At 57.5% G+C, this 21093-nt stretch carries 23 protein-coding genes and 3 pseudogenes; 20 read left to right on the top strand and 6 right to left on the bottom strand.

Annotated features, from left to right (window positions below; translation table 11 throughout):
- The first annotated feature begins 31 nt into the window (after nucleotides 1-31).
- Entirely contained in the window at nucleotides 32-1240 is a 1209-nt protein-coding gene (locus J2X71_RS35855) for an MFS transporter (protein WP_310390029.1), read from the top strand.
- 150 nt (nucleotides 1241-1390) lie between these two features.
- Here the strand turns inward: J2X71_RS35855 and J2X71_RS35850 are convergent, their stop codons facing one another.
- Together J2X71_RS35850 and J2X71_RS35845 are read right to left on the bottom strand one after the other, a co-directional pair.
- Nucleotides 1391-1678 (bottom strand): alcohol dehydrogenase catalytic domain-containing protein, encoded by a 288-nt coding sequence (locus tag J2X71_RS35850; protein ID WP_310390027.1) that lies wholly within the window; start codon nucleotides 1676-1678, stop codon nucleotides 1391-1393.
- Between the two features lie 163 nt (nucleotides 1679-1841).
- Nucleotides 1842-2807, bottom strand: coding sequence for an MBL fold metallo-hydrolase (locus tag J2X71_RS35845; RefSeq protein WP_310390025.1), 966 nt, complete (start codon nucleotides 2805-2807; stop codon nucleotides 1842-1844).
- Nucleotides 2808-3018: 211 nt separating this feature from the next.
- Here J2X71_RS35845 and J2X71_RS35840 point away from each other — a divergent pair, with 211 nt between their 5' ends.
- Nucleotides 3019-3825, top strand: a complete 807-nt coding sequence (locus tag J2X71_RS35840) for a LysR substrate-binding domain-containing protein (RefSeq protein WP_310390023.1) — start codon at nucleotides 3019-3021, stop codon at nucleotides 3823-3825.
- 433 nt (nucleotides 3826-4258) lie between these two features.
- On the opposite strand, the pseudogene J2X71_RS35835 reads toward J2X71_RS35840, so the two are convergent.
- Nucleotides 4259-4609, bottom strand: a pseudogene (locus tag J2X71_RS35835) (DDE-type integrase/transposase/recombinase); the annotation flags it as partial.
- A gap of 467 nt (nucleotides 4610-5076) precedes the next feature.
- Nucleotides 5077-5265 (bottom strand): annotated as a pseudogene (locus J2X71_RS35830) (hypothetical protein); the annotation flags it as partial.
- A 969-nt stretch (nucleotides 5266-6234) separates the two neighbouring features.
- Here J2X71_RS35830 and J2X71_RS35825 point away from each other — a divergent pair.
- Both J2X71_RS35825 and J2X71_RS35820 read left to right on the top strand, forming a co-directional pair.
- Nucleotides 6235-6411 carry a hypothetical protein gene (locus J2X71_RS35825; protein WP_310390021.1) on the top strand — a complete coding sequence of 59 codons (177 nt, stop codon included), beginning with the start codon at nucleotides 6235-6237 and terminating at the stop codon, nucleotides 6409-6411.
- Nucleotides 6412-6475: 64 nt separating this feature from the next.
- A pseudogene (locus tag J2X71_RS35820) lies at nucleotides 6476-6802 on the top strand (hypothetical protein); the annotation flags it as partial.
- A gap of 239 nt (nucleotides 6803-7041) precedes the next feature.
- On the opposite strand, the gene J2X71_RS35815 reads toward J2X71_RS35820, so the two are convergent.
- The gene (locus J2X71_RS35815; RefSeq protein ID WP_310390019.1) at nucleotides 7042-7977 is read right to left on the bottom strand and encodes an NmrA family NAD(P)-binding protein; all 936 of its coding nucleotides are present in this window, start codon (nucleotides 7975-7977) and stop codon (nucleotides 7042-7044) included.
- A 73-nt stretch (nucleotides 7978-8050) separates the two neighbouring features.
- Between J2X71_RS35815 and J2X71_RS35810 the strand changes: the two genes are divergently transcribed.
- The 9 genes from J2X71_RS35810 to J2X71_RS35770 all read left to right on the top strand — a co-directional run bounded on the left by J2X71_RS35810 (nucleotide 8051) and on the right by J2X71_RS35770 (nucleotide 14130).
- The gene (locus J2X71_RS35810; protein ID WP_310390017.1) at nucleotides 8051-8875 is read left to right on the top strand and encodes a helix-turn-helix transcriptional regulator; all 825 of its coding nucleotides are present in this window, start codon (nucleotides 8051-8053) and stop codon (nucleotides 8873-8875) included.
- Between the two features lie 294 nt (nucleotides 8876-9169).
- Nucleotides 9170-9487: a hypothetical protein gene (locus J2X71_RS35805; RefSeq protein ID WP_047637134.1), complete on the top strand. Its 318-nt coding sequence runs from the start codon at nucleotides 9170-9172 to the stop codon at nucleotides 9485-9487.
- A gap of 327 nt (nucleotides 9488-9814) precedes the next feature.
- Complete coding sequence (locus tag J2X71_RS35800) at nucleotides 9815-10063, top strand: hypothetical protein (RefSeq protein WP_310390152.1); 249 nt, start codon at nucleotides 9815-9817, stop codon at nucleotides 10061-10063.
- Between the two features lie 286 nt (nucleotides 10064-10349).
- Nucleotides 10350-10613 carry a hypothetical protein gene (locus tag J2X71_RS35795; protein WP_162747866.1) on the top strand — a complete coding sequence of 88 codons (264 nt, stop codon included), beginning with the start codon at nucleotides 10350-10352 and terminating at the stop codon, nucleotides 10611-10613.
- A 910-nt stretch (nucleotides 10614-11523) separates the two neighbouring features.
- A complete protein-coding gene (locus J2X71_RS35790; protein WP_310390010.1) occupies nucleotides 11524-11712 on the top strand; it encodes a hypothetical protein in 189 nt (62 codons plus the stop codon).
- Between the two features lie 188 nt (nucleotides 11713-11900).
- Nucleotides 11901-12158, top strand: coding sequence for a DUF982 domain-containing protein (locus tag J2X71_RS35785; RefSeq protein ID WP_310390007.1), 258 nt, complete (start codon nucleotides 11901-11903; stop codon nucleotides 12156-12158).
- 120 nt (nucleotides 12159-12278) lie between these two features.
- Entirely contained in the window at nucleotides 12279-13133 is an 855-nt protein-coding gene (locus tag J2X71_RS35780) for a DNA polymerase III subunit epsilon (RefSeq protein ID WP_310390006.1), read from the top strand.
- A 37-nt stretch (nucleotides 13134-13170) separates the two neighbouring features.
- Nucleotides 13171-13683 (top strand): 2'-5' RNA ligase family protein, encoded by a 513-nt coding sequence (locus J2X71_RS35775; RefSeq protein ID WP_310390004.1) that lies wholly within the window; start codon nucleotides 13171-13173, stop codon nucleotides 13681-13683.
- A gap of 315 nt (nucleotides 13684-13998) precedes the next feature.
- The gene (locus tag J2X71_RS35770; RefSeq protein ID WP_310390002.1) at nucleotides 13999-14130 is read left to right on the top strand and encodes a hypothetical protein; all 132 of its coding nucleotides are present in this window, start codon (nucleotides 13999-14001) and stop codon (nucleotides 14128-14130) included.
- 99 nt (nucleotides 14131-14229) lie between these two features.
- On the opposite strand, the gene J2X71_RS35765 is transcribed toward J2X71_RS35770, so the two are convergent.
- Nucleotides 14230-15192, bottom strand: a complete 963-nt coding sequence (locus J2X71_RS35765) for an AraC family transcriptional regulator (protein WP_310390000.1) — start codon at nucleotides 15190-15192, stop codon at nucleotides 14230-14232.
- 110 nt (nucleotides 15193-15302) lie between these two features.
- Here J2X71_RS35765 and J2X71_RS35760 point away from each other — a divergent pair, with 110 nt between their 5' ends.
- The 7 genes from J2X71_RS35760 (at nucleotide 15303) to J2X71_RS35730 (ending at nucleotide 20814) form a co-directional block, all read left to right on the top strand.
- Nucleotides 15303-16358: an aldo/keto reductase gene (locus J2X71_RS35760; RefSeq protein WP_310389999.1), complete on the top strand. Its 1056-nt coding sequence runs from the start codon at nucleotides 15303-15305 to the stop codon at nucleotides 16356-16358.
- A gap of 35 nt (nucleotides 16359-16393) precedes the next feature.
- Nucleotides 16394-17473, top strand: a complete 1080-nt coding sequence (locus J2X71_RS35755) for a zinc-binding dehydrogenase (RefSeq protein ID WP_310389997.1) — start codon at nucleotides 16394-16396, stop codon at nucleotides 17471-17473.
- Between the two features lie 48 nt (nucleotides 17474-17521).
- Nucleotides 17522-17890 (top strand): hypothetical protein, encoded by a 369-nt coding sequence (locus J2X71_RS35750; protein ID WP_310389993.1) that lies wholly within the window; start codon nucleotides 17522-17524, stop codon nucleotides 17888-17890.
- Nucleotides 17891-17954: 64 nt separating this feature from the next.
- Nucleotides 17955-18533 carry a TetR/AcrR family transcriptional regulator gene (locus tag J2X71_RS35745; protein ID WP_310389991.1) on the top strand — a complete coding sequence of 193 codons (579 nt, stop codon included), beginning with the start codon at nucleotides 17955-17957 and terminating at the stop codon, nucleotides 18531-18533.
- 73 nt (nucleotides 18534-18606) lie between these two features.
- On the top strand, nucleotides 18607-19575 hold the full coding sequence (locus J2X71_RS35740; RefSeq protein WP_310390146.1) for a quinone oxidoreductase: 969 nt from the start codon (nucleotides 18607-18609) through the stop codon (nucleotides 19573-19575).
- Nucleotides 19576-19756: 181 nt separating this feature from the next.
- Nucleotides 19757-20332 carry an antitoxin Xre-like helix-turn-helix domain-containing protein gene (locus J2X71_RS35735; protein WP_310389989.1) on the top strand — a complete coding sequence of 192 codons (576 nt, stop codon included), beginning with the start codon at nucleotides 19757-19759 and terminating at the stop codon, nucleotides 20330-20332.
- Nucleotides 20332-20814, top strand: coding sequence for an RES family NAD+ phosphorylase (locus J2X71_RS35730; RefSeq protein ID WP_113325648.1), 483 nt, complete (start codon nucleotides 20332-20334; stop codon nucleotides 20812-20814). Before J2X71_RS35735 ends, J2X71_RS35730 begins: the two co-directional genes overlap by 1 nt.
- Nucleotides 20815-21093 lie beyond the last annotated feature (279 nt).

Genomic DNA, 21093 nt, shown 5'->3' with positions numbered 1-21093 from the left:
CCGTCAGGAGCCACAGGCGTCAGGGGAACAAATGAAGCAGAATGTCGAGCATGCGGAAGCATCCGGGGTTTCGCCTTTTCGCGTGCCGACCTTCGGTGCGGTATTCTTTGCGATCCTCTTGGCGATGCTCGCGGAGGCGATGGCAGGGAGCTACATCGCGCTCCTTGCAGTCCAAGTAGTTGGGATGTCGCCGCTGGAGCTTGGCGCGTTTCTGACGATTCCAGCGGCGACTGGAATTGCCGTCACGAGCTTCTTCGGGCATCTCCTCGACCGCCAACCCGTCATCTGGCCGCTCCTCACTTCGCTTCTTTCGAAATGCATCGGATTTAGTCTTTGCGCGTGGCTTACAGAGACTTGGATGTTGGTCGTAAACGCCGGCATTCTCCTTGGGCTTGGCGCGGCATCTTTCAGCATCTTGTTCGCGGTGGCCAAAGGCCGACTGGACGAGTTCGGGGGCTCGACAATATCGCGCGGAATGGCGATCCTTCGGCTGGTCTCGTCGCTCAGCTGGACAGTCGGCCCGGCTCTCGGCGCTGTCCTGGTGTCTCAGACAGGTTTTCCAGGCGTATTCCTGGGAGCGGCCTCGCTAGCTGGACTGTCATTGGCCATCGTTTTCTTCACCCGCATGCGAGCGGTCGTCAATGCCGAGGGACGCGCTAAGCTGACATCGGAAGTCTTTTACCGTGCCGCGCCAGCTGCCGTCGCCCTGTCGGCTTTTCACACTGCGATGTTCATGGGGTCGAATGCAATGGCGATCGTCGTGGCGAAAGAGCTCGGGACCGAACAAGACGTCGGTTTCCTATTTAGTCTCTGTGCGGGATTGGAAGTCGTGGTCATGGCCGCCTTCGTGCTCTGGCCAAAACTGTCAGACAGGCAAGAGCTGCTCCTCGCAGGGTTTGTTCTTTTCGCCGCCTACTTCGTTATGGCACTCGCATGGCCGACACTGGCGTCGCTCTATCTGGGTCAAATCCCAAGGGCCGCCGGGATCGGATTAATAAGCATCGTCGGCATGGCCTTTATGCAAGACCTTCTTCCCGGCCGGGCTGGAATCGCCTCTGCTCTGTTCGGCAACACGATTAGTGTCGGGTTCCTCCTTTCGGGGGCTTGGCACCGGGCTTTGGGCCAATGCATTCGGGTATTGGTCACTGTTCGCGTTATGCGCGGCACTATGCGGGTTGGGCGCGATGATCTTGATGGTGGGACGACGCCGCGCAGCCTGAGTTTTAGCTTTCGAAAGTAAGGAATTGCGCGACAAATCGATCAACGGAAAGGCGCTCAAGGGTTAGGTGTCGCCACTGCAGGTGCCGGATAAAATGGCTGGGCATGCTGACGAATTCGGAAGCGAAGCCGTCCAAATGCTCACCTGGTATGTCGCGTCTGGTAGAAGACATCATTTCGCCGGCCGTCCAGTATGGGTAAAACGCGCTAACAACGCTGTCCCCAATTTTAATCCGCTGACCCGATCGCCGATCTCGACCATCTCTCCGGCGCCGTCAGAGAGAGGCACGCGCCCGTCGACAAAAGGCACTTTGCCTTGCACTATGAAATCGTCTCGTAGATTTATGGAAGCTGCCCTGATCCTGACCAGGATTTCTCCCGGCTTTGGGGAAGGACGATCTTCTCCAGAAACTCTAGGATTTTCCAGACCTCCGGGAGCTGTCAATCTAGCCAAGCGCATCTATGCCGTCATCGTTATTTGTTGGGAAGGTTCGTAAGCGTAGGAACTAACTCGCAGGAAGCTCTTTGCAGCGTGATATTAGCGGCCGAGTGGATGGTTATCGCATAGAATCCGCCAAATCTTGCGCAGATTTCGCCAGCATCCGCATGCTCACCTCGGCCGCCTAGAGTACATACTGCCATTCGGCGGGCACAAACCGGTATTTACCATTGTCCGATGCGATGTGGCCAAAGCCAGGAAAGGGGATATGCATTCCAGCTATAAGGATGCGATCGTAGGCGGCTTGGTCAAACGCGCGCTTGCGTGAAGCTGCTGCTTGGTTTGCATCAACGTCGAAAGCGGGACCCCATTCCGGATGGGCGAACTGAAATGCCGCATGGTGCACAATATCGGCCCAGATGAAGAGGGCGTCGTCACCGGAATGAAGCACAACACCGCTATGGCCCGGTGTATGGCCGGGCAGCGGCGCAGTCCTCAGCTCACCGAATACCTCGGTTTCACCGGAAAACTGCGTCAAACGCTTTTGGTAAGCGCTGGTGACGGCGCGAGCTCCGGAGAAGAACGGCTTAAATGCAGCTGGAGCCTGGCCAAGCGCGGCATCGTCGTGCCAGTAGCGAAAATCAGCCTCGGATACAATTAGCTCAGCGTTTGAATATACGGCCTTGCCATGCTGATCGATGGCGCCGCCAACGTGATCCGGATGCATATGGGTGAGCAGCACCGCATCAATCTGCTCGGGTTTGACTCCGACCGTGGCAAGTGCCTGCGGCACCTTTCCAAGCGTTGGACCGAAGAGATTAGCTGCCCCCGTGTCGATCAACATGAGCCTGTCGCCTAATTTGATTAGATAGGCATTGACCGGGCTCAAGCGCGGTGATGCCGGCTGGAACTGTTCGCGGGCGAGGCGGGCAGCTTCTTCCTGCGGTGCTTTGAACAGAGCGGCGGACATTTCCATATAACCGTCGAGGAGAGCGGTCACCTCGATCTTTCCGACCTTTCTGCGGATCACACCTGGCACTGGAGTTTTGGCGGCGGGAACCGATGCAAAAGCACCCGGGGAGTCAGGGAGAACAGCGATGGAAGCGAGGCCTGCAGAGACGGCGAAAAGATTACGGCGTGAGATTGGCATGTCAGCTCCGGGCAATTTGGACGAATACGTGAATTCGTATACCGCGATTGTCCTGGCTGATTAATTCTGGCAAATTAGATAGCAATTATCTCACTCGCTTATATATGGATCTCCGTTGGATCGCCTTTCAATGTTGTCATGTTTCGTGCGCGTCGCAGAAAGCGGCAGCTTTTCGGCTGCGGCTCGTGATCTTTAGCGCGCGCAATCCGCTGTGAGTCAGCAAATCCGGGCCCTAGAAAATCAATTACGGACCCGGTTGTTCGATCGAACGACGCGGAAAGTTGCTTTGACGGAGGCGGGTGCCGTTTATCTGCAGCATGTCAGAGGGGTGTTGGAGCGCATGGAGGAAGCGGACCAGATTGTCAGTGATCTGGACGCGGGGATCACCGGTCGTTTAGCCATTAGCGCGCCGATTAGCTTCGGGACCCAAATTCTGGGCGCGTACCTATTTCAGTTCAGGAACGAACACCCGGGGATCGATTTAGACGTCGCCCTCTCCGATCGCTTCGTCGACCTGGCCGCCGACGGCCTTGATCTGGCGATTCGGATGGGGCCGGTCACGGAAAGTCAGCTGATTGTGCGAAAGATAGGGTTATTGAAACGCAGTCTCGCGGCAACGCCTCGATATCTGGATGAGCACGGACGGCCGAGCCATCCTGCAGATCTGAAGCATCATGACTACGTTGTGCGTTCGTATCTAGAAGGCGCCGAGCAGATCCGTCTGAGACGCTCGGCAGAGGTCACGGACGTGCTCGTGAAGCCGGTCCTCCGATCGGACAATTCACATCTTATATGCGAGGCGATCGCCGCCGGTATGGGTATCGGGCTCGTCCACGACGTCCTTTTGGAGCCGATGATTGCGTCGGGCACGCTCGAACGCGTGCTTCCTGATTGGCGGCATGAGCCCCATGTCATCCGGGCCGTCTATCTTTCAAACCGCTATATTCCTAGAAAGGTACGCGTGTTCGTCGAGGGACTGACAAGATTTCTGCGAACACGAGGTGCGCTCGCAGAATGAGCGCCCAAGCCGATCTTATCGACTAACTGGTCGCGTTGGGACGTATTCTGTGGTGCTGCCGCTTCTGGCTGAAAGCGAATTTTTCCCGGTCACTTGAGATAGCCATGCCTGGCGCCTTCGCCAGGCAATCTGCTTCAACGCTTAGTCCGTCCGCGTTAAGCCGTCCCTGTGCAGGTTTATGCATCACGCGGAAGAATAACTTTTGAGATTATTTTGGTGTTTAGGACATTAAAACGTGAAATTGCGCGCGTTTTTTGATCCTTCTCGATTTAATGACCTGCGACTGAACTTTCATCCAGCGGCGATTTCGCACTCCTCTTGTTCCGCTCCCCTAAAGTTGATAATCGCGCCACAACCGGCCATTCCCGCAAAGTCTGCAGGCGTCACGCCCGCCTCGCCCGAACACTCAGCCACCGATCATGGGGCTTTCCAACGCACTGTATTGGCTACCCTGGTCCGAATGATGCAACAGCGCATCCGGCTTGCCTCTGCGCCAGATGGCCATGATCAGCGCGTCGGTCACGAGTTGGGAGGTCATGCTGTTGTTCATCGACCAGCCAACGACACGACGAGAGAACAGGTCGATGACGGCAGCCACATAGAGCCAACCCTCAGCCGTCCATAGGTAGGTAAAATCGGCCACCCACTTCTGGTTCGGCCGATCCGCTTCGAACTGCCGGTCCAGCACGTTCGGCATGATGACCGGGCGCTCACCGCCATCTTTCGGCAGCCCGCGTCGCCTCGGCCTGGCCCTCAGAGCATTTTCGCGCATCAAGCGTTCGATATGTGAGCGATGTCCCAATCCCACCATGAGCTGGGCCAAACGTTTAAAGGACTTTGAACTTAATTGATTTACCATCCGCTGCGTGCGCACGGAGGGCTCCGTTTGACGGGCAAGGTAGGCAAAGTAATCCATCGTCTTGTCGATTTCGTGCTTTTGAGGCTTTCGAAGTCGATCAGTGTTGACGGTCTTTGGATCGGGGCTTTCTGTGATGAGGATCAGGGTGTGGTGATACACCGCGTAAAAAGCGCATTGGTCTTAATAAAATCCTATGATGCCAAACGGTACAAACAGGCAATTGCATCATTCGACCGAATTTGGGTGAGCTACCAGTTTGGGGCCGTTGGACAATACGCCCCCGAACTGAGGAGATGTAGGCTCGATCCGGGATTTGTCCTGTCGTCATCTGTTGAAACGATTGCATCGACGATTGTTCATGAGGCGACACATGCCCGGTTGATCAACGTCGGTAGCCCCGCAAGATCAACAATAAGGTCGATATCGTCGGTGGCCCTGACATCTTCGAGGGTCACCGGGTCCGTGATGAAAAGTGCGGTCGTACATCCTCCGACGAACACAAGACGATCGCGCAAATCTTGCCCCAGCGCCGTTGCTACGACTTTCAACATTTCGAGCAGCTGGCCGCGGACAGTCGTCATTTATCGAGTATCCTTTTCGAGAGCCGATCGCTTGCCAAGCCCACTTCTCGTTGGTTTCCAAGGCGGATTGCGTCGCAGAGTGCCAGATATTCGTAGAGGCGGACGTCCTTTTGGACTGCTTCCGGTACGCTCTTGAACAGCGGTTCGACAGACTGGCCCATTTCGTGCGCGCTTGGGTGGGGCCAGACGTAAATATAGTTGCCGGCACTGACCAAAAGGCCCTCGAGCATAGGTGCCGCAAAGGCGGTTGGAATGCCTCGCTGCATTGATCCGGGCTTTGCCGGAAAGATGAATTTCAGGCCGTGGACGATGAAATTGAACAGGTTCCGCCGGCTGGGCCTGGGTCTGCCAAGCTCGCGATCTTTGCTTGCAATGCCAGAGGCTAGGCTCCTCTTGATCGATTCGTTGACCTCGGTCTTGCTTATACCGAGAGATGCCTCCAAGTTCCGAACGGAGTATGGGTCATCGCCCTGGGCCTCTAGGCGTATGCGTTCGACCCCTTGCTCCTGTTCCTGCTCCTGGAGGCTGGAGCTTGAGCAGTATGACGATGTCCTGGCTTTTCATAAATTTTTCCAGCTTGTGTCCTCTGTCCTAGGACCAAGGACAGAAAAGCACGCCAGATCACTGTTTGTCAAAAGCCTGCGGTACCGTCTCCAATTTTTGTGAGCGTCGACTCTGACCTGATGACCGCAGCGAAAAGAAGAAAGCATCAGGTACCGAGGACAGCGACAAGATCCGCTTATGCACGATCTTTGTTGGTCGGAGGCCGATCTGTTGAGGCGCCCCATTCCCGCTCTTCATGGATGGCTTCCTGGTCCAGTCCCGGATTTCCGTCGATCAACCCGCTGACGGGGTCCGCTAGGCAAGCTGCGGCCGCCCCGGCTGCGCCTGCGCGGTGATCGCGACCGGTTCCGGACACTAACGGGAGCCATCGAGCGGGAATGGCCCGCTCCTAAGATGGAGCCTCAGATGAACACCGATCTTACCCTTGCGCAGAACCATGCCTTCCAGCTTTCCCGCACCCTGATGGTTCCAGTCACGCTGTTCAGGTCCGGCGACGAGTTCGGTGTTCTGCCGAGCGACGAACTCGATGACGAAGACGATCTGGAGATCGTGCATGAATACGTTCCGGGTGGGTCTCGTTGAGACCCTTCATCTCCTTGGTGCCGCTTGCGAGCGGCAGGCGGCAAGGGAAGCTTCGCCGCGCCTTGAGCGCTTCGGCAAGGGCGACGGCTATCGTTATGAGACGCTGTTGCAGCGCACTGGCGCAGACTACGAGATCGATCTGGCGATTACGGTCACTCCATCAGGCGCCATCTCTCGTCTGGAGCATGCTCTTGAGGGCTTCGACGACGAACAGCGCCAGTATCACCGGCGTCTGGAAGAGGCCGAGCAGCGATTGGTTTCCTACCGTTCCCGAGACGGGGGCGCTTTCGCGTTCGCAGACGACCTGGAGGAAAAGCGCCTGAAGCTGCGGGCAATCGAGGCTCAACTGTCGGCAGATCTGGACAACGAGACCGTCGCGGCAACTGCATAGCTGCGTTGCACAATAATTGTTTTCCTGGTGGTCAAAAATCAGGCATAACGCCTTCAGCTGATGCACATGGCGGTCACCTCCCAGTTCCGTCGCAGCAGCTGTTCCCCTCTGGAGGTTTTAGATCTCCACACTTCATGGGCCGCGGTTTCCGCAGGCCCATTTTTTTATTCATCGTTCGCCTCATCGGACGATCCCGAGCGACTTATGCCGCGACCGCACTTGGGCAGCTAACTCGGCCATTATCGTTGCAAGCTCCACGTCAGGAAGGTCTCTGGTTTGACGCCATCCGTCCGCGCCTTCTCGATAAGCGGCTTCAGGGTGTCGTTGACGAATTCTTCCATTGTCGTGGGCAGCGCCGGACGATCATCGCGGAACTTGACTCGCCCATCGTTAAGAGCCGCCGCGGTGTTCTTGTCATAGACCCACCGATCGAGCGTTCCGAATTTTTCCCGGAATACCGTTTCGACCTCGCGATCATTCGGATTGATGAAGCCATAATCCACCGCGCTACCGAGTGCCCGGCCGATCAGCGCGGCGATCTCGGTCATCGTGTAATCGATGCCCAGTTGCTTTACGGACCGGTGCTGCTCAGTCGGCGTGTCGAACTCCTTCGCCGCAAAATCCGCGAGGTCCTGAATGGAAACCCAAGGCGCTTTGACATCGGGGGCAAGCGTAAAGCCGATCCTATCGTGCTGCGCGATTGCATCCGCCCACCTCCCCAGGTCCTCCATGAACCAGCCACCCTGCAGATGCACCAAGTTGATGTCGCGTAACCGGTTGAGGATCTGGTCCAGGATATGGAAGCCCTGGAAATGGCCAGTGTTTCCGCTGAGCTCGGACCCCATTGCGGTCAGGCTCACGACCAATTTCACAGGAGAATCGCGAAGCGCGTCAAAAAACCGAAGCGCGACCGCAGGGTAGTGCCCATGGAAGTCCTCCGCCGCCCAAAGGGTTTTGACCATCAGGAAGGCAGCGTCAGCGTCTTCGAAGAACCTGCCAAGCTCGCCATCGCCCGTATCGAAGCTCCCCACGAACGGCTCTGCGCCTTTCGCGACAAGTGCTTCGAGGGCGAGCCCCCCTCTCGAAAGAGCTTTGACTGAATGGCCTTTGGCCAAGAGGTTCTCGGTAAGTCGGGCACCGATCCTGCCGGTCGCCCCAACCACAGCAATGCGCATGGCTCATCTCCTACAGTTTGCTGGGCCGATTCTTACAGGATTGCTTGGTGGGCAAAAGTGGAGATAATGCCATATGATCTCGAAATCAGGCCAACCGTTGATGAAGCCAACCTGCAGCACTGCCATAGATCTGAGCCTCTCGCATGGGCCGGCGATGGCGTTCAGAGTGGACTTCGCCGATTATGAAGCCGAGGGGCATCAGCATCAGCACCCGCAGGGTCAACTGATCCTGGCGCTCCATGGCGCGGTGACATGCACAGCGGAAAGCGGGGTCTGGGTCGTTCCACCCAACTGTGGGCTTTGGGTACCCGGCGGCGTTCCGCACAGCAATCAGGTCACATCCAATGCTCGACTGACATACTTGTTTGTCGAGCCTGGCGCGGCGGAGCTTCCGGATGAGTGCTGCACGCTTTCGGTATCGCCAATGCTTCGGGAAATGATTCACCGGATAGCGGACTTATCGGAGAGGGACGCGCCCGACGCTCATGTCGATCGCCTCATGCGGGTCATGCTCGATGAGCTCGCCCTGATGCCGCGGGAGAGGCTGGAGCTACCTGTATCCGACCATCCAAAGATTGCCTTGATCGCTGCGGCGCTTTTGGCAAACCCGAGCGACCGGCGCACGCTCGGCGAATGGGCCGAGCATGTCGCCATCAGTGAGCGAACGTTGAAGCGGCTTATGGTCCAAGAGACGGGATTGAGCTTTGGCCGTTGGCGGCGTCAGCTACATCTGGTCATCGCCCTGCGGCAACTTGCCGGCGGTGCGACAGTCCAACAGGTAGCAGGCGACTTAGGGTACGACTCCACCACGGCTTTCATCGTCATGTTCAAGAAGGCGCTTGGGACCACGCCATCGCGCTACTTTGCCGATCGGCTCTTGAGCGCCGAGCGCGCGTGACACGTTGCCCATCCAAAGTCTCGGCGGCTCTGGCTCAATCGATCGGCTCTGACCCTAGATCACGACTTGAAATTGCTCTTCGTCAACAATATCTTAGCATCACTTCCCGATGAGACGATGTCCTGCTCGCTGCAATCGCCGCGGCGTTTGACATAGTCCCGGGATACAGAAGAAGGCGCTCCCCTCACGGGTCGAGCGCCTTTTTATTTCGGAGGCGACCGCAAATCCGGTGCTGCATCTTGACCGCACCCGCTTGGCGGATGAGATCTGCACTCAAACATTGCGTGGGAACATATGCCGTTTTTTCTGGTGACGCAGACATCGCTGGTCGAAGCTCAAGACGAGCAGGAGGCCGCTCAAACGGGCGTCGACCGCCTCCGTTCCGGAGGACAGGTCACTGTCGCGGTTAAATCGGATGAGACAACGGTCACGCACGTCGTTGTCGCCGCACTGGTCGAACAGCCGCTTCCGGTCTCACCTTCCGAAACCATCAATCCATCGCCTTCTACCGTTGCTATCCCTAAAGCTGCTTCTGCCGCACCGGAAAGCAGGAAAGTCATCTTGAAGCGTATGATGGCTGACGCGCTGGCCCTTCTTGGGCGGCGAGCTTAGGTGATCCTCGCGACGTACGGCTGCTGCCGGATCCAATTATCTTCGCGCCCAGCTTCAAATTGATAAGTGAGAACTGAAAAGAGGGAGGGATGAACCCGTCGCAGATCGGTCCTCCTGCCGACGCTGTCGCTCAACCGCCGCCTGCGTCATCCCGGCCGCTTGTTCTTCGCAGGGCTGGCAGCCCCGCTTGAACTTCCCAGCAGGGATGCTCGGCCGCAGTTGCCGCAGTCCGGCCGCTCTGCGGTCCAGGAAGTGTCTTCGAGAAAAAATGAAGACAGGAAGGGCTGGCAAGGCGCCGGTCCATGATCTTCCCGAAAGGAACAGGCCATGCGGATCATGAAGGTTGACCCGCGCGCGCTCAAGGAAAATCCCGACCGGATGCGCCAGTCGAAGTCGTCGCCGCAGGCCGAGCATGAAATCCTGTACGAGCAGGATGAACTGGAGGGGAATGATGTCCCCAAGCTCGATGCGCTTCGAGAATCCGCACACGAGCACGCCGATAGCTTCATCGTAAAAAGCGATCTTGAGGATGCCGATCAACGGGAGGCGACGCCCGGCGTGCGGGAACAGCCTTGAACAAAATACCGACCTCAGTTGATTGGTGCGTAGCTGTTTCTCCACCAGAGAACTGATCAATTCGACCTGAGCCGGCGGCACAGCCCTCCCGTGTTCCGCTGCTTCGCGCTGCCTTGCAGTCAGGCGCCGATCTGCCAACCGGGCGAAGCGATGAGGAGACCGAAATCCTGGAAATAAAACGCGGCTATGGAGCCCTTGGCGAATGCCCGCAGAGGGCGAGCCACCTTCTTGCAGGCCGCAGGAACATTTAGATCAGACCGAAGTTTGCTTAAAAGGCGCGGCGGCCATGTCTCCTCTCGATGTGTCACGAGAGATGTCGCGTCTCCTGCACGACGCCCTCGATCCCGCCGGATCGGGGGTGTTGCATGATCCGGCCGACCCGGCAGCGCGGACAACCCGTTTGAAGCGCCATTTTGTTGAGAAAACCGGTGCTGGCATGATGACCGATCGAAAGTCAGCGATCCGTGTCGGTGACGGCGCCGCATTGAGGAGAAGTGAGAAGACTCTGTCCCCAATCGCCGACGCCTCGGCAGAGGACGTAACGTTTTGAGTTCAGCTTCTACCCAACCATCGAAACCCGCTTTCTTCGGCTACTCGACACGCTCCGACCGCTGCGCGAGTTGACGCCGTTATCCACTCTGCTCGACGTTTAGAATTCCTGCTTTGACGGAGCGCGTCAGCGACGTCGCAAGAGCCGACCGCTTTGGCTTCCCAGAATTTCTTTTTCAAGTGGAGCTGGAACCAAAGGAGACGTTTTGAGGTTCGTTGACCGACTCGCCGGCCTTGACCTCCCACAAGGCGAGATCGCCCCCCGATCGCTACGTCGCCTTGTTCCTCCGGCGCGGGTCTCCCCCAGTCGGAGGAATTTTTATCGTTCGGAAGAGGAAATATGTGGGTCTCAGTTGGTCAACTGACCTGCGGCTCCTGTACGAACCACCAGACCGGAAGTGCTGGTGTCACCGATATGCGAGCGAGCATGATTATGGCAAGCCTCAGTCTCGCCCAATATCGATCGGGTATCGGATCCCGGATCTGTATGGACAGAGTCGGTCGCGGCGACGACTCGAAAAATATCCGCAAACTGGCAGCGATGGTGTTGAGAGGTCGGCAAAACACAAATTACGAGAAAGGGCGAGGTGTCTGAGGAGCGGCGAACCCTGCACCGGGACCAACCGATAGTGGAATTCGCTCGGGGCGTGGAGCAGGTCAGAACTGAAACGACCAGATCAACTTGCGAACTTGTCACCGCTTCCGCGCTGTGGGTTGCTCCAGTTGTTATCGGTCAAAACACGTTTGAGGCGCGCTTGTTCCAGGGCGTGCGTTGATTGAGATCACGAGCTGTGCCGTTAGGGCCTACCAGCCGAGAAGAGGACACGTTAGCAGCTGTAAACGGGCGATCGGGACAAGGAACGAATTTGGTCGCCCGAAGTTGAGCTGCGAGCCAATAACGAGGTGCTACGATGGTTGAACATCAGCTGCCGAGCCGCCAAGCGCAAGAACGGCCCGACGTGCCTAAGACGCAATATGCCGAAGGGGGCCATCTCGACTACCCGCCGGTCGCCGATGCCGCAATTGCGCAACAGCGGAAGAAATTGTCACTGCCTGACTACACGCTTTTGATGAAACAATCCCTTGAGGGCCGTGCTTAAGCGCCCCGCCGGCAGTTCCTGCTAATAAGTTCGGCTGGAACGAGAGGCGCATGTGCTGGCGGGAGGTACAGCATGAGAGAAGTGTCACCGGCGGGGCTCAGCGATTCAAAGGATATACCGAGCCTATTGTCAAATTTGATTGAGGTTGCATATTACCCGCCTTGATTGTCCCCTTACGGTCTGGTGCTGTGAAGCTTAATCCTTGGAAAGAGTTCGAGCCGATTGTTCTCGTGTTCGAAAACAAGAAGAGGCTGATCAGTACCGCGCATGAGGCGGCCGCCGTACTGATCAAAGATTGGCCTGGTGACGACGGTGACGAGTACTGCGTAGCGGTCCGAACTTGCTGGGAAGTTATCCTCGGAAAGATGGACGCCTTTGAACTACGGCGCGCGTTGTTACGTGCCGCAGAAGAGGCGGGAATTGCTGCCATCGCGGCGGTGCATTGATCGACGTCACCGCTTGCGAACGGGGCGCCGCTGCCCATACATTCAGATTTGTTGGATGCCCCTGCTCTCCTGGCCGGTGCCTATCCGTTCAAGCGGCCGGTCCGGCTCCTTGGCGTAACATTGTCGTCGCTGATCAGTGGCAAAGAATCCAAAAACGAGGAACAATCGCAACTCGGCCTCCGTTTCCGAGCAGAAGAAACTGGAGCAAATCAAGCATTGAAAGCCGAAATGTTCCTATCCTGTATTCGCGTTATCGACCTTGAAACTGCCGGCAACGGGCCGAGCGATGTCTGCGAGATCGGATGGCAGGACGTCGTTCAGGACAAAGATGGGCGGTGGGAAGTTTCGGAGGAGCGTGGCTCGGCGCTCGTGAATCCGGGCCGGCCGATTTCGGCCGACACCATGGCGATCCATCATATTCAGGATTACGAAGTCGCGAGCGCACCGTTCTGGAAGGATATCGCGCCCAGCATCTTGCGGCCACCGCACCCGATCGCCGCGCTAGCCGCGCACCGTGCTGCCTTCGAGCAGCGTTATTGCACGCCAAGACTGGCCGGCGTTACGCCCTGGATCTGCACGTGGAAATGTGCTTTGCGTATCTGGCCGGAGCTTCCAAGGTTTTCCAACCAGATGCTGCGTTATCAGCGCAGGCCCGAAGGCCTGATCCATGAGATCGGCCTGCCCGCCCATCGGGCCATGCCCGACGCCTATGTCACGGCCCATCATCTGCGTGACGAGCTAAATGCCGCTTCATTGGATGAGCTCCTGTTTTGGAGTTCTGAGCCGGGCTTGTTACCGCGGGTTCCGGCGGGTCCTGATCGCGGCAAAAGCTGGGATCGCCTATCTATGGAGACACTCACCGCCTTCACAAGGGACCGCGACGGCGACATTCGCTTCAGCGCCGAGACGGAGCTTCTGCGGCGAGGAGAGAAAGCACCCACGGTGTCGGTTCCCGCCCAGCAGACGCTTTTGTGACTGATTTGACATTACATGATGAGCCCGGACCGCCAACTTGAAGACACGCCATCCGATGATCGTGACAGCCCAAATTGCGGAGCATGATCTCATCCCTTTCGATCTGCTACGTCAGAAACATTTTCCCCAAGACCGGAATTTCCTGCGGGCTCATCTGACGATGTTTCACCGGCTGCCGGGCGAATATGTTGGAAGGATCGTCGCAAGCCTTCAATTTGTTGCGAAGGAGACGCGCACGATTTCGGCCCGCGCTAGCGGCGTCCGTCATCTCGGAGCCGGCGTGGCATTCACAATTGAAAGCACTGAGCTGAACTCGATCCGCGATGCCCTACGGAGCGATTTCGTCCACTGGTTGGGGTCACAGGACATGCAGACGTGGCGGCCGCACATCACGATCCAGAACAAGGTCTCCGTCGCCGAAGCGAACAAGCTTCATCGCGAACTCGCCGGCAATTTCCATCCCTACGACATCACGATTGTGGGTCTCGATCTATGGAGATATCTCGACGGTCCTTGGGCAAGCGAAGCCACAATGCCATTCGCTGATTAGTTCACTGATACCTTCAGAACCGTTTTATGGCTCGGATCCAATCGAAGGAAACTCGGACTGGGTACAAGTCTGGATTTGCTCCGCCTCCGGTCAAGGACCAAAGGCAAAACGAACAAAGCCTGCCGTGGGAGGAGGGCTTAAGGAACCGACCAGCGTTCTGAGCCAAGCTGCAACATCTGCCATCGGCCCGGCGATGTTCGACGAACTTTTCAGCAGGCTTGGTAAGATCGAAGGGGCGTCCACGCAACTTCGCGGGACGTTGTCGAATACCTCGCACCCGACATAGTCCGTAAAACTATTTCCTGGGACATCAAGATGAACCGCATCCTCAAGGATGATGCGAACAAGAAGCAGGCTGAGGTGGCTGTCGTAGCGATCAATGGCAATGCATCAATCACCTCTTCGGGTGCAAAGGCTACAGTCCTATGGCGAAATCCCGGACAGTGATTCAAGCGATGGTTACAGCACAACGTGCCGACGGCCTTCAGTGCCATTAAAAACCATCTCCAGGCTCGAGCGGGAAAAATGCAGGTTCGCTTCGGCTGATCAAGCCGCCTGAATGGATCCGTCTTCGTATCGGTCGCCGAAATGCGGATCGGTATAGGTCCTCAGATCCTGCGGAGGATGCCCGAACATTCGCTTGAACGTCTGACTGCAGGACGTCCGCGATCGGTATCCATTGTCTTCTGCGATCGTCGCGAAGGCGAGATCCGTCTCGATCAAGGCTCGGCGCACGCGCTGCATCCGCCACCGCGTCACATAGTCGAGAGGTGCGACACCCACGACGGACTTGAACTTCTGTGCAAATGACGACCGTGACATGCCGGCAGCCGATGCCATTGATGCGACCGACCAATCCGCGGCCACATTGTTGTGGAAGCTTCGCATGGCGCGCGCGAGCTTTGGATCAGCGAGACCAGCGAGCCAGCTTGCCTGGCCCGGGCCATTTTCGGCGAGATAGGCCCGCAGAGCCTGAACCAGAAGGATATCGGCAAGTCGATCAACGATCACATTCTCGCCGGGTGCGCCGCCACCCGCTTCAAGGCCAAGAAGCTCCAGCGTTCTCCGTAGCGGGCCGGCCCCCGGCGATGAGGCTTTGATATGAATGATCGGAGGTAGGGCGCTCCTCAGCCAGGCGGCCCCTTCTTCGTCGAAAACGAACCGTCCGCCAATCACCACCTTGTCGATCGGACCGTCGCCCAACCGGATCGTTCCATCCTCGCCTCGCGCGCCAGCAAAATAAGTATTCCCGTCGATTTCCTGGGCGTCCTCAGAGTTCGATGTCCTGTAAGGCAGGCCGTCCGTCAGCAGATAGCAGTCCCCAGGACCAAGCTCGATCGGTATCGGGTTCCCCTCGACCCAGAGTCGGAGACTGCCGGAGAGTACAGCCCCGAACTTGATGTGGTCATATCCCGCGAACCTGAGAGCGTAGGGGCCGGAGGACTCGAACCGGATCGTGGCAACGCGCTGGACCGTGAACATCGTCAAAATATCGGACAGGGGATCCATTTTACACCTTTGGACGATTGGATACTCATTGCGGACTATAGAAGACGTAGCGTCCATCGCACAAGTTTCTTGATGGTGTTATCTGTCACTTCAACCCGCAGGAGAGACAGATGCAATACAGTCAACTCGGCACGACAGGCACGTTCGTTTCCCGGCTTTGCCTTGGAACAATGACGTTCGGCGGGACGGCCAATCCCATCGGCAATCTGTCGTTGGACGAGGCCGACCGGATTGTCGGCAGGGCGATCGATGCCGGCATCAATTTCATCGACACCGCGGATGTCTACTCGGGCGGCGGTTCGGAAACCGTGCTTGGAGACGCGCTGACCGGTCGTCGCGCAAATCTGGTCCTGGCTACCAAGGTCAGTAGCCGCGTTGGAGCTGGACCTAATGATGTCGGCCAGTCCCGGACCCATATCATGGCCGGACTTGAGGCAAGCCTGCGACGGTTGAAGACCGACTATGTCGATCTCTACCAGCTTCACAATTTCGATCGTCTCACGCCGATGGAAGAGACACTCCGCGCCCTCGACGATGCTGTCCGGCAGGGGAAGGTCCGCTACATCGGTTGCTCGAACTACATGGCCTGGCAGGTCCTGAAGGCGCTTGGCATATCCGATCTGAACCGGTCGGCACGCTTTGTCTCCGTCCAGTCCTATTACTCACTGGCTGGACGCGACATCGAGCGTGAACTCGTTCCTGCGGTGACTGATCAGGGGCTTGGATTGCTATGCTGGAGCCCGCTTGCAGGCGGGTTGCTCTCGGGTAAATTCGACCGCAGCGGCACTGAAGACAAGGATTCGCGCCGCGCCAAGCTTCAGTTCCCGCCTGTAGACACCGAGCGGGCGTTTGAAATCGTAGATGTTCTTCGCGACCTTGCTCCCAAGCATGCCGCGACGCCTGCGCAGATCGCGCTGGCCTGGCTGTTGTCCCGCAAAGTGGTGACAAGCGTCATCGTCGGCGTCAAGCGCCTTGACCAGCTCGAAGACAATCTCGGAGCGACTGGCGTCTCTCTCGACGCGGACGACCTGCAACGGCTCGAAGGGGCCAGCCGAATGACGCCGTCCTATCCGGGATGGATACAGACCTATCGTGCGAATTCGCGCGTCCCGCAAGGCCATCCGTTCGCCGGTCCGAGCTGGGGACCGGGCGACGAGCCTGTCTGATTTCTCAACAATACGAACACATCAAGGAGATGATCATGAAAGCCTGGCAGATCGACGGGTTCGGTACCCCGTTTCAACTTCGCGAAGTTCCCATGCCGGAAGTGCGGCCGGGCAGCGTCCTGGTCAAGATCAAGACGTCCTCGCTGATGTCGTATCTGAAGGAGTATGTCGAGGGCAAGCTGCCCACCTACCGGCCGCCCCACGGCGCATTCACGCCCGGCGGCAACGGGTTTGGCACCATTGAGGCGATCGGTCGTGACGTCTGGCACCTGAAGCCCGGCCAGCGGGTTGTGCTTTCCTCTCACCTCGTCACCAGCGAGAATGTAGCCGACAAGACGCAGATTCTGATCGGTGTGACCAACTTCGGCGGCGCTGGCGAAGCCCAGATGGCTGACTGGCCCGACGGCACCCTAGCAGAATATGCGCTGTGGCCTGTCTCGGCCGTGACGCCTGTAGACGGCCTTGATCACATTCCAGCAGAAGAATTCTCGATCTTCAGCCGTTGCGTGGTTCCCTACGGCGGGCTCATTCGCGGCCGCTTGGCTGCAGGTGAGACAGTCATCATCAACGGCATCACCGGCGCTTACGGTACCGCCGCCGCACTTGTTGCGCTTGCCATGGGCGCGGGTAAGATCATCGGCGCTGGACGCAACAAATCGAAGCTCGACGCAATCACGAAAGCAACCGGTGGACGGGTAACAACGGTGGCGATGAGCGGTGATGTCAAAGCTGATGGCGAAGCTCTCCGGGCCGCTTCCGGCGGCGGCGCGGAACTCGCTTTTGATATGGTTGGCCAGGCAAGCGATCCCAGCACGACGCTCTCGGCGTTGGGGAGCCTCCGGCGAAACGGTCGGCTTATCCTCATGGGCAGCATGACGGTGCCGGTACCAGTTAACTACATGCAGATGATGGGCAACAACCTCGAGATCATCGGTCACTTCATGTACGAGGCCGATGCACACCTGAAGCTCCTCAATCTTCTGAGGATCGGCCGTCTCGACATGAGCCCGATCAAGGCGAAGGTCTATCCGATGACTGACCTGCCTAACGCAATGGAAGTCGCCCGATCGGCCGACAGCCTCGAATGTGTAGTCGTTCGAAACGATCTTGGCTGATCTCGGCCGTAAACAGTATCAATTACCCAAATCTGAAAGGAGAACGCGATGAAGGTCGCTGACATGGTCTTTCGTCTTTACGTGGAGACGGACAAGCTTGAAAGCACGATCGCATTCTACGAGACGGCCCAGGCAACCGCCTGCGAGCTGAAATTCGAAAATACCGAAAAGCGCATCAAGGGCGCCAAGATCGGAAAGGTTCTGATCCTCGCCGGCGCCAAGGAGGATCTCGCAGCAGTCAACGATATCTCTGCGATTTTCTATGTCGACTCGCTCGACGCGTTCATTCCCTGGCTGAAGGATAATGGGGCGGTGATCTTGCATGCTCCGGTGACCATCCCCTTCGGCCGGAACATGACTGTCCGTAATCCCGATGGCCTTGTCGTCGAATATTTCGAAGCAAAGGCTGCGCCGTGATCAAGCCGAACTGAAGCGTCAGATTTTATTTGACTGATCGTTCAAGAATTCATAACGTTCCGGTATGGCAAGACCAAAAGTTTTTGATCCCGACGTTGCCCTCGATGTAGCGATCGAGATTTTCTCTCAACATGGATATGAGGGAACCTCTGCAGCGGCGCTGACAGCAGGGATGGGCGTCGGTCGGCAGAGCCTCTATGATACATTTGGCGACAAATGGCAGCTCTATCTCATGGCGTTGCGCCGATACGTCGACAGAAGTGTTGCGAAACAGGTCAAGGAGCTCCGGGCAGCACCCAATGCTCTTGATGGTATCGCAGCCCACTTTTCTGTTCTTATCGATGAAGCCTGCGCATCGATCCGGCCGGCGTGCTTGGGCGTGGGCGCGATTTGCGAATTCGGCCGCGAGAAGCCGGAGGTCACGGAAATCACCGACGCGTCGAACCGGGTTCTGACACAGGCGCTTACAGCACGCATCATGGAGGCCCAGGCGGCAGGCGAGATTGACGCTGAGTTGGATCCAGAAAGCGCGGCAGCGTTCCTGGCCGCTAACCTTGTTGCGATCAAAATGGCGGCCAGGGCAGGGGCTGGACGTCAGAAACTTCAGTCAATTGCAGCGATGGCTGTTCGAAGTCTGCGGTAATTTTTTTGGCTTATTCTGGAATGATCGTTCAATTACGTCGGATGGTCCGCTGCCTAGAAGGAGAATGAATGTGATGAAGGCAATTGTGTTAAGACAGCGCGGAGCTGCCGAAACGCTCGTCCTGGAAGACATCGAAGCACCGGTTGCTCGCGCCAACGAAGCGGTGGTCGACGTCTCTGCGTCCGGCGTCAATTTCATGGATATCGGGGTTCGCAATGGACTACTCTGGAAGGACAAGGCTCTTCCGCTTGTTCCCGGGGTAGAGGGGGCGGGTACCGTCGCCGCAGTCGGCTCTGGCGTCACTGATCTTCGACCCGGGCAAAGAGTTGCCTGGGTTTACGGCCCCGGTAGCTATTCTAAGCAGATCGCACTTCCGGCCGCATCCCTCGTTCCTCTGCCTGACGACATTACGGATGAGACGGCGGCTGCCCTGATGATGCAAGGGATCACGGCAAGCCACTTCGCAACACGGTTCTACGAGACAAAGCCGGGTGACGTGGCGCTTGTGCATGCGGCAGCGGGCGGCGTCGGTTCCCTTGTCAGTCAGATCGTCAAGCTTAGGGGAGGAACCGTGATCGGCCGCGTCTCAAGCGAGGAAAAGATCGGTGCCGCCCGCGCAGCGGGCGCTGACCACATGATCGTCGATAGGGAGGGGAAATTCGCGCAGCAGGTTTTGGATCTGACTGACGGGAGAGGAGCCGATGTCGTCTTCGATGGTTCCGGTGCATCAACGTTTCAGGATTCAATGGGATCTCTGGCGAGACACGGCGTTCTCGCCTACTACGGCCCAGTACTCGGTGCTCCTCCACCGATCAACGTCGCCACATTGCCGCGTAGCATAAAGATCGGCTTCCCAACCTTTGCCGACCATGTTCCTGATCGTGATGCGTTGCTGGAGCAAACCGCGATTTTGTTTGAATGGATCCGAAGTGGCGAGCTCAAGATCGAGGTCGGAAGCCGTTACGCGCTGTCGGACGCGGCTCTGGCTCACGCCGATTTGGAATCGCGCCGCACGACGGGTAAGCTCCTGCTAATTCCCTAATGTCGACCTCTCCCGTAACTGTTTGAAGAAATTCACTTTCACGGGTCGGTGGTTCCAGTCCCTTCAACCCAGCCAGTTGCCAGACCGAACAGTCAGGCGGCGGCAATGGCCCTTGAATATCTAATCATTTGAGTTATATTAATGCTCAAAGGAGCACGGCAAGCGATGTCGTGATATTCATATGGAACCTGCAACAGCAAGAGTTACATCGAAGCGCGAAGTCAAGTCTGATCTCGATCCGATGACCCCGGAGGAAAAGCTTCTGCGGGCGATTTTCGGCGAGCCATCGGAACCCGAGCGTCGCGGTAAGCGGAAGAAGACTGTTTCTGTTTCCGACTTCGAGGAAATCTTTCGAGCACCGGCTTGGCAGCGGATTGAGATGATTCGAGAAGGGATTAGCGCACGAGATGTGAAGCATCTGCAGGAGCGGCTTGGCATACCTCAGAGTGTGCTTCTAGAAAGCCTCAGGATGTCAATCGCCACGTTGAATCGAAAGGTGAGTAGGCAGGAAAACCTATCCCCGGAGGATAGCGAGCGTGTGTTGGGCGTTTCCAAGCTCGTGGGCCAAGTTACCGAAATGGTAAAGCAGTCTGGCGATACAAAAGGATTTGACGCTGCAAGCTGGCTGGCCGGCTGGCTACAGCAATCCGTGCCGGCTCTTGGCGGTGCCCGTCCACTCGATTTCATTGATACGCTCGAAGGGCAGGCAATGGTGTCGCAATTACTCGCCCGGATGCAAAGCGGGGCCTACTCCTGATGCCCGCAGCGTGGCGGATCGCGGCGGACACTCCAGATTACGAAGCGGATGACCTCACAGGAACGGGTGCGAAAGTTACCGGAGGGCGATGGAATGCGCCGGGCTTCGCTTTGCTTTACTGCGCGGAAAACATCTCCCTCGCGGCGATGGAGACGCTCGTGCATTTTGCTGCATCTAGCTTACCTTTAAACCGCTACCTCGTCAGAATCGACATCCCTCAAGCCCTATGGGAGGCAAGCGAGCGGCTGGATGCCAAAACGGCGCCGGTAGGATGGGATGCGCTACCAGCGGGGCGCGCCAGCTTGGCCTATGGCTCGACCTGGCTGGCTGAACGTCGGTCTGCCTGTTTGTTCGTTCCTTCGGTCATTGTACCCGACGAGTTGAACGTGCTCGTCAACCCGCTGCACCCAGACGCTGGTAAAATTTCAGCCATGAAGGTCCGCAGGTGGCTCTACGATTCGCGCCTGAAGTCGAAGGCCTAAATCACCTGCAGCCAACCAAGATCAGGCTTCGCCCCGGCGAGCCAGCACCGAACGGCTTCGCGCCGATGAGGCGCGCTCGCGCCCATCGCCGCGTTGACCGTGCGGCTTACGCTCGGAACCGCCAGAATGGCTTGTAGAACCTGACGTCGGACCCTTCGGTCGAAGTACGCAGTTGCGGATCGCAATGAGACCAGACCTCCGCTTGCATGCCGGCGACATTTTCGCCGAGGTTGCCAGATGCTCCAGTCGCGCGGCGGGATTCACGAACTCTTCGTACAC

The organism is Rhizobium sp. 1399 (assembly GCF_031455475.1).
Taxonomy (GTDB): domain Bacteria; phylum Pseudomonadota; class Alphaproteobacteria; order Rhizobiales; family Rhizobiaceae; genus Rhizobium.
This window is presented reverse-complemented; position numbering and strand designations above follow the sequence as displayed.

Excerpts from the sequence above, each read along its gene's own strand:
- J2X71_RS35855 (WP_310390029.1), top strand. The coding sequence starts at position 32 with ATGAAGCAGAATGTCGAGCATGCGGAAGCATCCGGGGTTTCGCCTTTT.
- J2X71_RS35850 (WP_310390027.1), bottom strand. The coding sequence starts at position 1,678 with ATGCGCTTGGCTAGATTGACAGCTCCCGGAGGTCTGGAAAATCCTAGA.
- J2X71_RS35845 (WP_310390025.1), bottom strand. The coding sequence starts at position 2,807 with ATGCCAATCTCACGCCGTAATCTTTTCGCCGTCTCTGCAGGCCTCGCT.
- J2X71_RS35825 (WP_310390021.1), top strand. The coding sequence starts at position 6,235 with ATGAACACCGATCTTACCCTTGCGCAGAACCATGCCTTCCAGCTTTCC.
- J2X71_RS35815 (WP_310390019.1), bottom strand. The coding sequence starts at position 7,977 with ATGCGCATTGCTGTGGTTGGGGCGACCGGCAGGATCGGTGCCCGACTT.
- J2X71_RS35810 (WP_310390017.1), top strand. The coding sequence starts at position 8,051 with ATGATCTCGAAATCAGGCCAACCGTTGATGAAGCCAACCTGCAGCACT.
- J2X71_RS35805 (WP_047637134.1), top strand. The coding sequence starts at position 9,170 with ATGCCGTTTTTTCTGGTGACGCAGACATCGCTGGTCGAAGCTCAAGAC.
- J2X71_RS35800 (WP_310390152.1), top strand. The coding sequence starts at position 9,815 with ATGCGGATCATGAAGGTTGACCCGCGCGCGCTCAAGGAAAATCCCGAC.
- J2X71_RS35795 (WP_162747866.1), top strand. The coding sequence starts at position 10,350 with ATGTCTCCTCTCGATGTGTCACGAGAGATGTCGCGTCTCCTGCACGAC.
- J2X71_RS35790 (WP_310390010.1), top strand. The coding sequence starts at position 11,524 with ATGGTTGAACATCAGCTGCCGAGCCGCCAAGCGCAAGAACGGCCCGAC.
- J2X71_RS35770 (WP_310390002.1), top strand. The coding sequence starts at position 13,999 with ATGAACCGCATCCTCAAGGATGATGCGAACAAGAAGCAGGCTGAGGTG.
- J2X71_RS35765 (WP_310390000.1), bottom strand. The coding sequence starts at position 15,192 with ATGGATCCCCTGTCCGATATTTTGACGATGTTCACGGTCCAGCGCGTT.
- J2X71_RS35760 (WP_310389999.1), top strand. The coding sequence starts at position 15,303 with ATGCAATACAGTCAACTCGGCACGACAGGCACGTTCGTTTCCCGGCTT.
- J2X71_RS35755 (WP_310389997.1), top strand. The coding sequence starts at position 16,394 with ATGAAAGCCTGGCAGATCGACGGGTTCGGTACCCCGTTTCAACTTCGC.
- J2X71_RS35750 (WP_310389993.1), top strand. The coding sequence starts at position 17,522 with ATGAAGGTCGCTGACATGGTCTTTCGTCTTTACGTGGAGACGGACAAG.
- J2X71_RS35745 (WP_310389991.1), top strand. The coding sequence starts at position 17,955 with ATGGCAAGACCAAAAGTTTTTGATCCCGACGTTGCCCTCGATGTAGCG.
- J2X71_RS35740 (WP_310390146.1), top strand. The coding sequence starts at position 18,607 with ATGAAGGCAATTGTGTTAAGACAGCGCGGAGCTGCCGAAACGCTCGTC.
- J2X71_RS35735 (WP_310389989.1), top strand. The coding sequence starts at position 19,757 with ATGGAACCTGCAACAGCAAGAGTTACATCGAAGCGCGAAGTCAAGTCT.
- J2X71_RS35730 (WP_113325648.1), top strand. The coding sequence starts at position 20,332 with ATGCCCGCAGCGTGGCGGATCGCGGCGGACACTCCAGATTACGAAGCG.